Source organism: Nocardioides dubius (assembly GCF_039528155.1).
GTDB lineage: Bacteria > Actinomycetota > Actinomycetes > Propionibacteriales > Nocardioidaceae > Nocardioides > Nocardioides dubius.
The window spans coordinates 3,030-17,716 of the sequence record NZ_BAAALG010000003.1; the positions used below are offsets into that span (position 1 = coordinate 3,030).

Here is a 14,687-nt window from a genome sequence, read left to right on the forward strand (position 1 = left end):
ACCGGGCTCTCGATGCGGGCGAGCGCAGTCTCGCTCACCATTTCTGCAACCTCGGGCGCCAGTTCTGCGCCCTCGGCGGCCATTGCTGCGCCCTCGGGCTAGAGGGGGATGTTGCCGTGGTTGCCGCGGCGCTGCTCGGCGCCGGCGATCGCCTTGGCCAGCGCGGAGCGGGTGACGGCGGGGGAGACGATCTCGTCGACCACGCCGATCTCCACGGCCTTCTCCACGCCACCGGCGATCCGCTCGTGCTCGGCGGCCAGCTCGGCCTCGACCTGCGGACGGATGTCGGGAGTGACCTCGGCCAGCTTGCGCCGGTGCAGGATCCGGACCGCGGCGACCGCGCCCATCACGGCGACCTCGGCGCCCGGCCAGGCGAACACCTTGGTGGCGCCCAGCGAGCGGGAGTTCATCGCGATGTAGGCACCGCCGTAGGTCTTGCGGGTGACCAGGGTGACCCGGGGGACCACGGCCTCGCCGAAGGCGTGCAGCAGCTTCGCGCCGCGGCGCACCACGCCGTCCCACTCCTGGCCCACGCCCGGCAGGTAGCCCGGCACGTCGACGACGACGACCAGCGGCACGCCGAACGCGTCGCACATCCGCACGAAGCGCGACGCCTTCTCCGCGGAGAGCGAGTCCAGGCAGCCACCGAGGCGCAGCGGGTTGTTGGCGATCACACCGACGGTGCGGCCGCCGAGCCGGCCCAGCGAGGTGACGATGTTCGGGGCCCAGCGAGCGTGCAGCTCCAGGCCGGTGCCCTCGTCGAGGATGTTGTCGACCAGCGGGTGCACGTCGTAGGCACGCTTGCGGGCCTCCGGCAGGTGCGACTCGAGGTCCTGGTCGGTGACCGAGCCCGGGTGCATGACGCCCTGCGCGCCCAGCAGCGAGGCCACGTCGCGGGCCTGCTGCAGCGCCTGGGCCTCGGAGTCGGCGAGCAGGTGCACGACGCCGGAGCGGCGGCCGTGCGGCTCGGGGCCGCCGAGGCGCAGCATGTCGACGTCCTCGCCGGTGACCGAGCGGACGACGTCCGGACCGGTCACGAAGATCCGGCCCTCGGGGCCGAGGATGACCACGTCGGTCAGGGCCGGGCCGTAGGCGGCGCCACCGGCGGCCGGGCCGAGCACCACGGAGATCTGCGGGATCTTGCCCGAGGCGCGGGTCATCACGTGGAAGATCTCGCCGACGCCGTGCAGCGAGAGCACGCCCTCGGCGAGCCGGGCGCCACCGGAGTGCCACAGGCCGATCACCGGGACGCCGTCGGCCAGGGCGACCTCGTAGGCGGTGACGACGTGCTTGCAGCCGACCTCGCCCATCGCGCCGCCCATCACGGTGGCGTCGCTGCAGAAGGCGACGGCGGGGGCGCCGTCGATGGTGCCGCGACCGGCCAGCATGCCGGAGCCGTCATCGGTGGTGATCAGGTGCAGCGAGCCCTCGTCGAACAGGGCGCCGAGGCGGTGCAGCGGGTTGCGCGGGTCCTCTTCGCGAGGGAGCTTGGTCTTCACAGGGGCAGTCGTCATCTCAGATGCTTCCGAACGCGACGGCCACGTTGGCACCGCCGAAGCCGAAGGAGTTGTTCAGGGCGACGATGCGGCCGGACGCGGGGAGGTCGCGGGCGCTGGTCGCGATGTCGAGGTGGACCGCGGGGTCCAGGTTGTCGAGGTTGATCGTCGGCGGGCTCTTGCGCTCGCGGACGGCGAGCACGGTGGCCACCGCCTCCAGCGCGCCGGCGCCGCCGAGCAGGTGGCCGGTCATCGACTTCGTGCTGGTCACCACGACGTTCTCCACGTGCTTGCCGAGCACGGCGTGCAGCATCAGGCCCTCGGCGATGTCGCCCTGGGGGGTGGAGGTGGCGTGCGCGTTGACGTGGAAGACCTCGGCCGGGTCGATCTCGCCCGAGGCGATCGCCATCTTGATGGCGCGGGTGCCGCCACGGCCCTCGGGGTCGGGCTGGGCGATGTCGTGGGCGTCGTTGCTGATCCCGGCGCCGAGCACCTCGGCGTGGATCCGCGCGCCACGGGCCCGGGCGTGCTCCTCGGACTCGAGGATCACGATGCCCGCGCCCTCACCGAGCACGAAGCCGTCGCGGCCGGTGTCCCAGGGGCGGGAGGTCGCGGTGGGGTCGCCGCCCTCCTCACTGCCGGTCTTCGACAGCGCCATCATCTGGGCGAAGGCGGCCATCGGCAGCGGGTGGATCGCGGCCTCGGTGCCACCGGCGATCACCACGTCGGCGCGGCCGAGGCGGATCTGGTCGATGGCCATCGAGATGGCCTCGTTGCCGGAGGCGCAGGCCGAGGTCGGCGCGTTGACCGCGGCGCGGGCGCCGTAGTGCAGGCTGATGTTGGCGGCCGGCGCGTTCGGCATGAGCATCGGCACCGCGAGCGGGCTGACCCGGCGCGGACCCTTCTCCTTGAGCGCGTCGTAGTTCGCCAGCAGGGTGGTGACGCCGCCGATGCCGGAGGCGACCGCGACGCCGAGCCGGTCCTTGTCGATCTCGACGTCGTCGAGACCCGCGTCCGCCCATGCCTCCTGGGCCGCGACCATGGCGAACTGCGCCGACCGGTCGAGCCGGCGGGCCTTCACCCGGTCGAGGACCTCCGAAGGCTCCACTGCCACTCGGCCACCGATCTTCACCGGCAGGTCGGCGACCACGTCGTCCTCGAGACGCGCGATTCCCGACTGTCCGGCGAGCATCGCGGACCAGGTGGAGGCGACGTCGCCCCCGAGGGGGTTCGTGGTACCGAGACCGGTCACGACAACGCGCTTGAGAGACATGGGGCTCCTTGGCTGAGGGGAGGGTATGGGGCGGACGCGGATCAGGCGGGGCTGATTCAGCCCTGGGCCTTCTCGATGAAGGAGACGGCGTCGCCGACGGTCTTCAGGTTCTTGACCTGGTCGTCGGGGATGGAGACGTTGAACTTCTCCTCGGCGGCGACGACCACCTCGACCATGGACAGCGAGTCGACGTCCAGGTCGTCCACGAAGGACTTGTCGAGCTGCACGTCGTCGACGGGGATGCCTGCAACCTCGTTGACGATCTCGGCGAGGTCGGCGCGGATCTCTTCGGTGGTGGCCATTTCTGGTTTCTCCTTCATTGGTGGGTGTTGCTAGGGGAATCTGGGGAGGCCGTCACGGAACGGTGACGACCTGGGCGGCGTAGGCCAGGCCCGCGCCGAAGGCGATCAGCAGAGCGCGGTCGCCGGACTTGGCCTCGCCGGTCTCGATCATCCGGGCCAGGGCCAGCGGCACCGAGGCCGCCGAGGTGTTGCCCTGGACGGCGATGTCGCGGGCGATGCGCACCCGCTCGGGCAGCTTCATCGCGCGGGCCATCGCGCTGGTGATCCGGTCGTTGGCCTGGTGCGGGATGAAGAGGTCGAGGTCCTCGACGGTGAGGCCTGCCTTGGTCAACGTCTCCTGGGCGACCTTGGCCATCTCGAAGGAGGCCCAGCGGAAGACCGCGGCGCCCTCCATCACCAGGTGCGGCATCTCGCCGTCGGCGGCGTTGACGGCGTCGCGCCAGTCGGTGTTCTGCCGGATCAGGTCCGACTGGGCACCGTCGGAGCCCCACACGACCGGGGAGATGTCGGGCTCGGTGGAGGGACCCACCACGACCGCGCCGGCGCCGTCGGCGAAGATGAAGGCGGTGCCGCGATCGCGCGGGCTGGTGATGTCGGACAGGCGCTCCACACCGACCACGAGCACGTTCTTGGCAGAGCCGCCGCGGATCATGTCCGAGGCGATCGCCACGCCGTGGCAGAACCCGGCGCAGGCGGCCGAGATGTCGAAGGCGGCGGGGGCGCCGGCACCGATCTCGTGGGCGATCAGCGCAGCGGCTGACGGCGTCTGCAGGAAGTGGCTGACGGTGGCGACCACGACGCAGTCGAGGTCGCTGGCCTGCAGACCGGCCTGGGCCAGCGCGCCACGGGCGGCCTCGGCCGACATCGCGACCACGGTCTCGTCCTCGGAGGCGAAGCGGCGCTCGCGGATGCCGGAGCGCTGCTGGATCCACTCGTCGCTGGACTCGATCGCCTCGACGACCTCGGAGTTGGGCACCACCCGGCGCGGGCGGTAGGCGCCGACGCCGAGGATGCGCGCATGCGGCGAACCGCTCATGCGGCGCCGCCCGTCGGGTGCAGGCGCAGCAGGGGCTGGCCGGGGGAGACCAGGTCGCCGTCCTCGACGAGCCACTCGACGACCTGGCCGCCGTGCGGTGCCAGCACCGGGGTGCGGTCTCGCAGGCTGGCGACCGAGCCGATGGTGGCGTTGGTCTCCAGGACGGTGGCCGCGCCGGCCGCCTCGTCGAGGTGCCAGGTGCCCTTGATCGGGCTGACCACCATCCGCCAGGTGGGGGTGGAGTCGATCGGCGACGGGTCGCCGTGCCGCTCCACGAACGCGCGGGCGTCGTCGAGCTGGTCGGGGGTCTTCAGGGCGAAGGTCTCTACACCCTTGAGGTTCCGCTTGGCGATGCCGGTGAGCACGCCGGCCGGGGGCATCTCCAAGATGCCGGTGACGCCGAGGTCGCGCATGGTCTCCATGCAGAGGTCCCAGCGCACCGGGCGGCTGATCTGGCCGACGATGCGGGCCAGCACGTCGCGGCCGTCGTGGACGACCTTGCCGTCGGCGTTGGAGATCACCATGGTGCGCGGGTCGTGCACCGAGACCGAGCGGGCGAGCTCGGCCATCCGGTCGACGGCGGGGGCCATGTGCTGGGTGTGGAAGGCACCGGCCACCGAGAGCGGGGTGAGCCGGGCCTTGGCCGGAGCGTCCTCGGCGAGGGCAGCGAGCTGCTCCATGGTGCCGGCGGCGACGATCTGGCCGGGGCCGTTGTCGTTGGCGGGGGTGAGGCCGTGGCGCTCGATGGTGGCGAGCACCTCCTCGCGGTCGCCGCCGAGGATCGCGGTCATGCCGGTCGGGGTGCGCTCGGCCGCGGCGGCCATCGCCAGGCCACGCTCGCGGACCAGGACCATCGCCTGCTCGGCGGTGATCACGCGGGCGCCGGCAGCGGCGGCGAGCTCACCGACGCTGTGGCCCGCGACGGCGCCGATGCGGCCGAACGCGTCGGCGGGGTGCGGGAAGAGCGCCAGTGCGGCGACCAGGCCGCTGGCGACCAGCAGCGGCTGGGCGATCTGGGTCTGCCGGATGGTCTCGGCGTCGGAGACGGTGCCGTGATGCACCAGGTCGACGCCGGCGACCGTGGAGAGCCACTCAAACCGGGCGGCGAAGATCGGGTCTTCGAGCCAGGGCTTGAGGAAGCCGGGAGTTTGAGCACCTTGACCGGGAGCGACGATGACGAGCACGGACACCAGCCTGCCTTGTCAGGTCCCCTGCACGTGAGCACGCCACGCACGAAAAGAACGGCCCATACTTTGTAGGGTTCCAACAAAAAGGTGGTTACTGGTCGGTTTCTTGTCCCGCTCCGTCGGATTGCAGTTCATGCCAGGTACTCCCAGCCTGCAGGCGACCGAGGGTGAGGGCGATCGCCAACGTGTATGCGTGCCGCGGCTGGGTGGGCGAGAGCCCTGTGAGATCGGCCACCTGGCGCAGCCGGTAGCGCACCGTGTTGGGGTGCACGAACAGGGAGCGTCCGGTGGCCTCCATCGAGGAGCCGTGGGCGAAGAAGGCGTCGACGGTCTCGATCAGCGCCCCCCGCGAGCTGACCAGGGTGTCGAAGACCTCCTCGATCAGCCGCGCCCGGGCCAGGGCGTCGCCGGAGAGCGCCCGTTCGGCGAGCAGCTCGTCGGCCGCGACCGGTCGGGGAGCGTCCGGCCAGGCGCCGGCGACCCGGTAGCCGGCGATCGCGGCCCGGGCCGAGAGGTGGGCCCGGGTCAGGTCGGGGGCCAACGGGCCGACCACCACCGGGCCCGGCGCGAACTGCCCGCTGATCGCGGCCGCCACCTGGCCGGCGTCCTGGACGCCGCCCAGCACCACCACCATCCGGTCGCCCTGGACGGCGCAGAGCACGTCGGTGGCGCGGTCGCGGTCCCGGGCCAGGCGGCGGATCCGGTCGAAGGCGTCGACCTGCGGGCCGTCGCCGGCTCCCCCCAGCACCACGGTGACGGCGTCGCTGCTGCGCCAGCCCAGGGCGCTGGCCCGGGAGAGCAGGGTCTCGTCGGGCTCGGCGCGGAAGACGGAGTCGACCACCAGGGCCTCCAGTCGCGCGTCCCAGGCGCCACGGGCCTCGGCGGCGCGGGCGTAGACGTCCGCAGTGGCGAAGGCGAGCTCGCGGCTGTAGCGCAGCACGCCGGCATGGACCGGTGCCGCCCGCTCGGGACCGAGCAGGTCGTCCAGGCTCCGCTCGACGACGTCGATGGTGAGCCGGATCAGCTCCACGGTCTGCTGCAGGTTGACCACGCCGGCCAGGTCGCGCGGCGCGGCCCCGAAGACCTCGGTGGCGATCCCGGCGTCCTCCTCGGCCGAGACCTCCGCGGTGTCGTCGTGGCGCTGGTACCAGGCGATGAAGGCCCGGATCCCGGCCTGGGCGACCATCCCCACCCAGGAGCGATCCTCGGCGGAGAGGGCGTCGAACCAGTCCTTGTCCGCCTCGATCCGCGCCATCGTGGCGGCGCTCAGCGGCCCGACCGCGCGGAGCAGGATCGCGCTGGCCTCGTGGCGCGCGGGATCGTTCGGCTCGAACACGCTCTGAGGCTATCGCTCCCGTCGGGCGCAAAGCCGCCCGGGGACGTCCCGCGAACGGTGAGCGCGGGCGCTCGGTTCGCGGGACGTCCCCGGGAGGTGGGGTGGTGACCGGTTAGGAGTCGCCGCCCTCCTGAAGCACGCCGGCGACCGCGGTCGGGTCGTCGATCTGGAACTTCTTGAATGCCTCGGTGACGACGTCACGCGAGATCTCGCCGGCGTCGGCGAGGGCCTGCAGCGACTGGACCACGATCGAGGCGGCGTCGATGTTGAAGAAGCGACGCGCCGCCGGGCGGGTGTCGGCGAAGCCGAACCCGTCGGCACCCAGCACCCGGTAGTCGCCGGGCACCCAGCGGGCGATCTGCAGCGGGACCGCGCGCTGGAAGTCCGAGACCGCCACCACCGGGCCGCTGCCGCCGGCGAGCCGGTCGGCGACGTAGGCGGTGCGCGGGTCCTGGTCCGGGTTGAGCAGGTTCCACTGCTCGGCGGCGACGGCGTCGCGAGCCAGCTCGTTCCACGACGTCACCGAGTAGGTGTCGGCGCCGACGCCGTACTCCTCGGCCAGGATCTGCTGTGCCTCGGCCACCCACGGGAAGGCGACGCCGGAGGCCAGCAGGCGCACCCGCGGGCCGGTGGTGTCGGTGGCCGTGATCTGGTGCATGCCGCGCAGGATCCCCGCGACGTCGACGCCCTCGGGCTCGGCGGGCTGGGCCACCGGCTCGTTGTAGACGGTCAGGTAGAAGATCACGTCCTCCGCCTGGGCGCCGTACATCCGGTTCAGGCCGGACTCCATGATGTGCGCGATCTCGTAGGCGAACGCCGGGTCGTAGTGGACGACGGCGGGGTTCGTCGCGGCGAGCAGCGGCGAGTGGCCGTCGGCGTGCTGCAGACCCTCGCCGGTCAGCGTGGTGCGACCGGCGGTGGCGCCCACCAGGAAGCCGCGGGCCAGCTGGTCGGCCATCGCCCAGATTGAGTCGCCGGTGCGCTGGAACCCGAACATCGAGTAGAAGATGTAGAACGGAATCATGTGCTCGCCGTGGGTCGAGTACGCCGAGCCGGCTGCCGTCGCGGACGCCATCGCGCCGGCCTCGGAGATGCCCTCGTGCAGCATCTGGCCCTGCTCGGACTCCTTGTAGGCGAGCAGCAGCTTGCGGTCCACGGACTCGTACTTCTGGCCGCCCGGGTTGTACACCTTGGCGGTCGGGAACATCGCGTCCATGCCGAAGGTGCGGTACTCGTCGGGGGCGATCGGCACGATCCGCTTGCCGATCTCCGGGTCCTTCATCCAGTCCTTGAGCAGGCGGACGATGGCCATCGTGGTGGCGATCTTGTTGTTGCCCGAACCCTGCTTGATGCCGTCGTAGACCTTGGCCGGCGGCAGGGTGAGCGGGGTGGCCCGGTCGATGCGCTGGGGCAGCGAGCCGCCCAGGGTGCGCCGCCGCTCCATCATGTACTCGATCTCCGGGGAGTCGGCGCCAGGGTGGAAGAACGGCGCGGTGCCGGAGGCCTCGTAGGCCTCCTTGATGTCGCGGTCGCTCATCGGCAGGCGGAGCCGGTCGCGGAACTTGAGCAGGTCCGGAAGCTTGAGCTTCTTCATCTGGTGGGTGGCGTTCTTGCCCTCGAGGGCGTCGATCGTCCAGCCCTTGACCGTGTGCGCCAGGATCACCGTCGGCTGGCCGGCGGTCTTGGTCGCCGCGTCGAACGCCGCGTAGACCTTGCGGTAGTCGTGGCCGCCGCGGGGCAGCTTCTCGATCTGCCGGTCGGTCATGTGCTCGACCATCTTGCGCAGCCGCGGGTCGGGCCCGAAGAAGTGCTCGCGGTTGTAGGCGCCGTCCTCGACCGAGAAGGTCTGGAACTGGCCGTCGGGGGTGCTGTTCATCTTGTTGACCAGGACGCCGTCCATGTCGCGGGCGAGGAGGTCGTCCCACTCGCGGCCCCAGACGACCTTGATCACGTTCCAGCCGGCACCGCGGAAGTTGGACTCCAGCTCCTGGATGATCTTGCCGTTGCCGGTCACCGGGCCGTCGAGCTGCTGCAGGTTGCAGTTGATCACCCAGGTGAGGTTGTCGAGCTCCTCGCGGGCCGCGATGCGCAGGGCGCCGAGCGACTCCGGCTCGGCCATCTCGCCGTCGCCGAGGAAGGCCCACACGCGCTGGTCGCTGGTGTCCTTGATGCCGCGGTTGTGCAGGTAGCGGTTGAAGCGCGCCTGGTAGATCGAGTTGATCCCGGTGAGGCCCATCGAGACGGTGGGGAACTCCCAGAACTCCGGCATCAGCCGCGGGTGCGGGTAGGAGGAGAGGCCGGCGCCGAGGCCGTGCTGGACCTCCTGGCGGAAGTGGATCAGCTGCTGCTCGGTGAGGCGACCCTCGAGGAAGGCGCGGGCGTAGATGCCGGGGGAGGCGTGGCCCTGGATGAAGATCTGGTCGCCGCCTCCCGGGTGCTCCTTGCCGCGGAAGAAGTGGTTGAAGCCAACCTCGTACAGCGAGGCGCTGGACTGGTAGGTGGCGATGTGGCCGCCGACCTCCAGGCCCGGCCGGTTGGCGTCCGAGACCATCACCGCGGCGTTCCAGCGGATGAAGGCGCGGATCCGTCGCTCGATGTCCTCATCACCGGGGAACCAGGGCTCGCGCTCCGGCGGGATGGTGTTGATGAAGTCGGTGCTGCGCAGGGCCGGCACGCCGACCTGCCGCTGGCGCGCGCGCTCCAGAAGACGGAGCATCACGTAGCGGGCGCGGTCACGACCGCGGCCCTCGATCATGGCATCGAATGAGTCAAGCCAGTCAGCAGTTTCGTCCGGATCGATGTCGGGAAGCTGCGTGGGTAGGCCCTCGTGGATGACGGGCGCCTTGGGCGGACTCGCAGGGGTGGTGGAATCGGTCACGAAACTTATGCTCCCACGCCGAAGAAATCGAGAAAATCTACCCGCCAGTATCGAGAATTGCTGTCTGGGGTTGCGCGTAGGTGTTGTGTTCTAGTGGACTACAGCCACGTTTTCTTTCCCCTTTGGACTGGAGGATTCAGTTGAGTTCCACCACGGGCGGCACCGCCGCCCAGCAAGACGGGCCTGCGGCCCGGCTGAGCATCAAGCCTGGAATGGTCGTTCAAGAGCTCGGCTGGGACAACGACACCGACGATGAATTGCGCGTCGCGATCGAGGACACGATCGATGCAGACATGGTCGACGACGGCTACGGCAACGTGGTCGACGCCGTCCTCTTGTGGTGGAGGGCTGACGACGGGGACCTCGTCGACGCTCTGGTCGACTCACTGGCCGACCTGGCAGAAGGCGGCCTGATCTGGCTGCTGACGCCGAAGGTCGGACGTCCCGGAGCAGTCGACCCGGCGGACATCGCCGAAGCGGCACCGATCGCAGGCCTGTCGCAGACGACGACTGCTGCGGTCAGCCGTGACTGGGTCGCCACCCGGCTCGTTGCCCCCAAGGCGGCGCGCTGAAACTGCTCCGCCATTGATGGCAACCGCTGGAAGGAACCAACGGCATGGGCAGGGTCAAGCAGAAACTGAGTACGGGCGCGACTTCGTTGCGCGTCCTGGGCAAGGCGGGGGTCATCCGACCCTATGGCCCCGTGACCTTGGCCAAAGTGGCGAGCGCCGTGGTGCGCTGGGGCACCGGTCCTGCCGGTGGGTTCACCAGTCTGGCGGCTCGTCATCCCGACCGGATCGGGATCATCGACGACCTGGGTGAGCTGACCTTCCGCCAGGTGCACGAGCGCAGCAACGCGCTCGCCCGTGAGCTGAGCCGCCTCGGCGTCCGCGAGGGCGACGGGGTGGCGATCATGTGCCGCAACCACCGCGGCTTCGTCGACGCCAGCCTGGCCACCGCCAAGCTCGGCGCCGACGCGCTCTACCTGAACACCGCCTTCGCGGCACCGCAGCTCTGTGAGGTGATCGAGCGGGAGCAGCCGAAGCTGGTGATCTACGACGAGGAGTTCACCGAGCTCCTCGCGGCCGCACCGATCACCCAGCGGGTGGTCGCCTGGACCGACACCGACGGCGCGACGGGAGGCGACGCCGCCGCTGACGGTCCTGGAGGCGAGCGGATCACCCTCGAGCAGCTGATCCGCAGCGGCGACGTGGCCGACCTGAAGCCGGCCAAGCGGCACGGACGCGTGGTGATCCTGACCTCGGGCACCACCGGCACCCCCAAGGGGGCGCCACGCAGCGAGGCCGGCATCGACGCCGCAGTCGCGCTGCTGTCGCGGCTGCCGTTGCAGTACGGCTGGCGCAGCCACATCGCGGCCCCGCTCTTCCACACCTGGGGCTACGGGAACCTCGCGCTCGGCATGCTGCTGGGCACCACCGCCGTGCTCACCCGGCGCTTCGACCCGGAGCAGGCCCTGGAGATCACCGAGCGGCACCGCTGTGACTCGATGGTGGTGATCCCGGTGATGCTGCAGCGGATCCTGCGCCTGCCGGAGGAGACCCTCGACCGGTTCCGGCTGGACACCGTGAAGCTGGTCGCGGCGTCCGGGTCGGCGATGCCGGGCGACCTGGCCCTGGCCTGGATGGACCGCTTCGGCGACCGGCTCTACAACATCTACGGCTCGACCGAGGTGGCGTACGCGTCGGTGGCGAACCCGGGCGACCTGCGGGTGGCGCCCAGCAGCGCCGGGCGGCCGCCGTGGGCGACCGTGGTGAAGATCCTCGACGAGAGCGGCCGGCCGGTCCCGGCGGGGGAGTCGGGCCGGATCTTCGTCGGCAACGGGATGCTCTTCGAGGGCTACACCGGCGGCGGCAACAAGGAGCTGCTGGACGGCCTGATGTCGACCGGCGACGTGGGTCGCTTCGACGTCGAGGGCCGGCTCTACGTGGAGGGCCGCGACGACGAGATGATCGTCTCCGGGGGAGAGAACGTCTTCCCCAAGGAGGTCGAGGACTGCCTGGCCCGGCACGAGTCGGTGGTCGAGGTGGCTGCGATCGGCGTCAGCGACGACGAGTTCGGCAAGCGGCTGCGCGCCTTCGTGGTGCTGGCCGAGCCGGTCACCGAGGACGACCTCAAGGGCTGGGTGAAGGCCAACCTCGCGCGCTACAAGGTGCCGCGCGACATCGTCTTCATCGACGAGCTCCCGCGCAACGCCACCGGCAAGGTGATCAAGCGCGAGCTCTTCGACTGGGCGGTGTGAGCCTCAGCCCACGCTGCGGAAGCAGCTCACGGTGCGGTCGCCGGCCCGCCACGCCGCCTTGGTCGGATGGACGTACCAGAACGGTCCGGACCCGACGAAGCGGCGGCAGCGCTGGGTGACCGTCGTGCGGAGGTCGTCGGCACCGGGATACCTGGTGCCGGCGGCCTCGAATCCGCCCGCCCACCGGTAGCGGTGCGGGCGGTCACAGGTGACGTAGACCGCGTCGCTGGTCGAGCCGTTGCGCATCTGCACGCAGCGGACGTACTCGTCGGGAGCCGTGCCGTTGAACAGCGGCGCGCTCGAGCGGGGCAGCCGCTTGGTGCCCTGCTCGGTCCGCGCGACCAGATCGCAGCGGAACCAGCGGGCACCCGCCGCGCGCTGCTCGGCGTCCGGGCCGAACCAGTGCGCGGCGAAGACGGTGCCCTGCACCGAGCTCCTGCTCAGGCCGGTGGTGCTGGCCAGGTGCCGGGCGCAGACCCGCTGGGCGTACTCCGGCTCGGTGACCTGGAGATCGGTCGGGAACAGGGCCACGCGCATCGTCATGGCGTTGTGCGGATCGGTGCACGTGACCGGCGAGGAGCTGTTCGTCGACGCCGCCAGGTCGGCCGCCGAGAGCCGGTAGCAGGCACCGGTGGTGGGCGCCCCCGCGCGCGGCGACTGGGTGGGCGTGGTGGGCTCGGCCTGGATCACCGCCGGCCCCATCACCGCGGCCTCGGGCTTCGGGGTCGGCGGATCCTCGCCACACGCAGCGAGGCTGAGCAACGACCCCGAGAGCAGTGCGACGGTGAGGATGCGAAGATGACGGACAGCCATGGAGAACCCCTGGTCGACTAACTTCTGCGAATCCTAGGACAGGACCACCGTGACCGAGCTCAAGGTCGGCGATCTCGCCCCGGACTTCACCCTGCGCGACCAGTTCGGCCAGGACGTGACGCTCTCCTCCTTCCGCGGCACCAAGGCGGTGGCACTCTTCTTCTACCCCTACGCCTTCTCGGGCGTGTGCACCGGGGAGCTGGCAGGGATCCGGGACCGGCTCGCCGAGTTCCTGACCTTCGACACCGAGGTGCTGGCGATCTCCTGTGACCCGACCTATGCGCTGCGCGCCTTCGCCGACAGCGACGGCCTGAACTTCCCGCTGCTCTCCGACTTCTGGCCGCACGGCGAGGTCGCGCAGGCCTACGACGTCTTCAACGAGAAGCGTGGCTGCGCCCGGCGCTCCACCTACATCCTGGACAAGGAGGGCCGGATCGCCTGGGCGGTGCACAACGCGATGCCCGAGGGCCGCGACCTCGACGAGCACCTCCGAGAACTGCAGGCACTGGTCTGAGCCGCGGTCTGGACCACTGATTGCAGGTTTGTGCAGAGTTGGCCCGCAACCGCTGACAACCGCTCATGCGGGTGCTTTGATTACTTCAGTACGGCCGCTGGTGACCCGAGACTCCAGCGGCCGTACTTTCATTTCCGGGGCTCGGAGTGCGGGCCTGGGCCGGCTCCGTGTGGTGCGTCGGGACGGTTTCGAACCGCCGACCGCCCGGGTGTAAACCGGGTGCTCTACCGCTGAGCTACCGACGCGTGGTGCAACGCGGGCAAACACTACGCGATCACGTCCGGCTCTGCTCGGCACCCCCTGACCGACGCTGAGCGCAGCCCGCAGGCCGTTCGGCGCATCTCCGGCACCGCTCGGCGCAGCGGCACCGACAGGCCTCCCGGTTTTGGGCTTGCGTGACTAAGGTCTCACCGATCACTGTTGGTGGTACGCGACTAGGGAGACCACATGCTCGTCCCGTTCGGGATCTCAGACTTCATCAACCGCGCCGAGGCCGTCTATGGCGAGCGGGTAGGCGCGATCGATGAGCCGAACCAGCCGGCGCCCTCCCTGGGCGAGCCGACCTACGCCGAGATCGCCGAGCTGGCGCGTCGCCAGGCGGCCAAGCTCGACGAGCTCGGGATCGGCTTCGGTGAGCGGGTTGCGGTCGTCTCGCACAACTCCGCCCGTCTGCTCACCTCGTTCTTCGGCGTGGCCGGCCACGGCCGGGTGCTGGTGCCGATCAACTTCCGGCTCCGGCCCGATGAGGTCTCCTACATCGTCGAGCACTCCGGCGCCCGGGTGCTCTACGTCGACCCCGAGCTCCAGGACGAGCTCGCCGAGGTGACCGCCGAGCACAAGTTCATCCTCGGCGACGATGAGGACCTCTTCGCCGCCCCCGGTGCCGTCCCGCAGCCGTGGGAGCCGGACGAGAACGCCACCGCCTGCATCAACTACACCTCGGGCACCACGGCGCGTCCCAAGGGCGTGCAGATCACCCACCGCAACGTGTGGGTCAACGCCGTCACCTTCGCGCTGCATGCCGGGCTGACCGACCGTGACGTCCTGCTGCACACCCTGCCGATGTTCCACGCCAACGGCTGGGGCATGCCGTTCGCGGCGACCGGCCTGGGCATCAAGCAGGTGGTGATCCGCAAGATCGACGGCGCCGAGATCCTGCGCCGGGTCCGCGACCACGGCGTCACCTACATGTGCGCGGCACCCGCGGTGGTGGCCGCCGTCCTGGAGGCCGCCAAGGATTGGGACGGCGAGATCCCGGGCCGCGACAAGGTCCGGATCATCGTGGCCGGCGCGCCGCCGCCCACCAAGACCGTGGCGCGCGTCGAGTCGGAGCTCGGCTGGGAGTTCATCCAGATCTACGGCCTCACCGAGACCTCCCCGCTGCTCACCATCAACCGCACCCGGGCCGAGTGGGACGACCTCGAGCCCGAGGAGCGTGCGGCGAAGCTGGTTCGCGCCGGCGCCCCCGCGATCGGCGTCACGGTGACCACGAACGAGGAGGGCGAGGTGCTGGCCCGCTCCAACGTGGTGCTCGCGGGCTACTGGCAGCAGCCGGAGGAGTCGGAGACGGCGCTGGCCGGCGGCTGGTTCCA

12 protein-coding genes and 1 tRNA gene are annotated in these 14,687 nt (G+C 70.7%); 4 read left to right on the forward strand and 9 right to left on the reverse strand.

Going from position 1 to position 14,687, the window contains the following annotated elements:
- Window positions 1–98: 98 nt before the first annotated feature.
- From ABD151_RS04170 to aceE, 7 genes are all read right to left on the reverse strand, one after another.
- Window positions 99–1,514, reverse strand: a complete 1,416-nt coding sequence (locus tag ABD151_RS04170; RefSeq protein ID WP_343991657.1) for an acyl-CoA carboxylase subunit beta — start codon at window positions 1,512–1,514, stop codon at window positions 99–101.
- A 1-nt stretch (window position 1,515) separates the two neighbouring features.
- Window positions 1,516–2,769, reverse strand: a complete 1,254-nt coding sequence (locus ABD151_RS04175) for a beta-ketoacyl-[acyl-carrier-protein] synthase family protein (protein ID WP_343991659.1) — start codon at window positions 2,767–2,769, stop codon at window positions 1,516–1,518.
- A gap of 56 nt (window positions 2,770–2,825) precedes the next feature.
- Window positions 2,826–3,071, reverse strand: a complete 246-nt coding sequence (locus tag ABD151_RS04180; RefSeq protein ID WP_343991661.1) for an acyl carrier protein — start codon at window positions 3,069–3,071, stop codon at window positions 2,826–2,828.
- A gap of 52 nt (window positions 3,072–3,123) precedes the next feature.
- Window positions 3,124–4,107 (reverse strand): beta-ketoacyl-ACP synthase III, encoded by a 984-nt coding sequence (locus ABD151_RS04185; protein ID WP_343991663.1) that lies wholly within the window; start codon window positions 4,105–4,107, stop codon window positions 3,124–3,126.
- Window positions 4,104–5,291 (reverse strand): acyltransferase domain-containing protein, encoded by a 1,188-nt coding sequence (locus ABD151_RS04190; RefSeq protein WP_415629957.1) that lies wholly within the window; start codon window positions 5,289–5,291, stop codon window positions 4,104–4,106. Before ABD151_RS04190 ends, ABD151_RS04185 begins: the two co-directional genes overlap by 4 nt.
- A gap of 94 nt (window positions 5,292–5,385) precedes the next feature.
- The gene (locus ABD151_RS04195; protein WP_343991667.1) at window positions 5,386–6,630 is read right to left on the reverse strand and encodes a PucR family transcriptional regulator; all 1,245 of its coding nucleotides are present in this window, start codon (window positions 6,628–6,630) and stop codon (window positions 5,386–5,388) included.
- Between the two features lie 112 nt (window positions 6,631–6,742).
- A complete protein-coding gene (aceE, locus tag ABD151_RS04200; protein ID WP_415629956.1) occupies window positions 6,743–9,517 on the reverse strand; it encodes a pyruvate dehydrogenase (acetyl-transferring), homodimeric type in 2,775 nt (924 codons plus the stop codon).
- 131 nt (window positions 9,518–9,648) lie between these two features.
- On the opposite strand from aceE, the gene ABD151_RS04205 reads away from it, so the two are divergent.
- Window positions 9,649–10,080 carry a DUF3052 domain-containing protein gene (locus ABD151_RS04205; RefSeq protein WP_343991671.1) on the forward strand — a complete coding sequence of 144 codons (432 nt, stop codon included), beginning with the start codon at window positions 9,649–9,651 and terminating at the stop codon, window positions 10,078–10,080.
- Between the two features lie 131 nt (window positions 10,081–10,211).
- Window positions 10,212–11,768, forward strand: coding sequence for an AMP-binding protein (locus ABD151_RS04210; RefSeq protein WP_343991673.1), 1,557 nt, complete (start codon window positions 10,212–10,214; stop codon window positions 11,766–11,768).
- A gap of 3 nt (window positions 11,769–11,771) precedes the next feature.
- Here the strand turns inward: ABD151_RS04210 and ABD151_RS04215 are convergent, their stop codons facing one another.
- Entirely contained in the window at window positions 11,772–12,581 is an 810-nt protein-coding gene (locus ABD151_RS04215) for a septum formation family protein (RefSeq protein WP_343991675.1), read from the reverse strand.
- Window positions 12,582–12,630: 49 nt separating this feature from the next.
- Between ABD151_RS04215 and ABD151_RS04220 the strand changes: the two genes are divergently transcribed.
- On the forward strand, window positions 12,631–13,095 hold the full coding sequence (locus ABD151_RS04220; RefSeq protein WP_343991677.1) for a peroxiredoxin: 465 nt from the start codon (window positions 12,631–12,633) through the stop codon (window positions 13,093–13,095).
- A 170-nt stretch (window positions 13,096–13,265) separates the two neighbouring features.
- On the opposite strand, the gene ABD151_RS04225 is transcribed toward ABD151_RS04220, so the two are convergent.
- A tRNA-Val gene (locus ABD151_RS04225) sits at window positions 13,266–13,340 on the reverse strand.
- Window positions 13,341–13,542: 202 nt separating this feature from the next.
- Between ABD151_RS04225 and ABD151_RS04230 the strand changes: the two genes are divergently transcribed.
- Window positions 13,543–14,687, forward strand: a 1,145-nt coding sequence (locus ABD151_RS04230) for an AMP-binding protein (RefSeq protein ID WP_343991679.1), incomplete at its 3' end; no start/stop codon positions are given.

What these genes read in the sequence shown, in the direction of transcription:
- ABD151_RS04215 (WP_343991675.1), bottom strand. Translation starts at nt 12,581, where the DNA reads ATGGCTGTCCGTCATCTTCGCATCCTCACCGTCGCACTGCTCTCGGGG.
- ABD151_RS04185 (WP_343991663.1), bottom strand. Translation starts at nt 4,107, where the DNA reads ATGAGCGGTTCGCCGCATGCGCGCATCCTCGGCGTCGGCGCCTACCGC.
- ABD151_RS04170 (WP_343991657.1), bottom strand. Translation starts at nt 1,514, where the DNA reads ATGACGACTGCCCCTGTGAAGACCAAGCTCCCTCGCGAAGAGGACCCG.
- ABD151_RS04180 (WP_343991661.1), bottom strand. Translation starts at nt 3,071, where the DNA reads ATGGCCACCACCGAAGAGATCCGCGCCGACCTCGCCGAGATCGTCAAC.
- ABD151_RS04175 (WP_343991659.1), bottom strand. Translation starts at nt 2,769, where the DNA reads ATGTCTCTCAAGCGCGTTGTCGTGACCGGTCTCGGTACCACGAACCCC.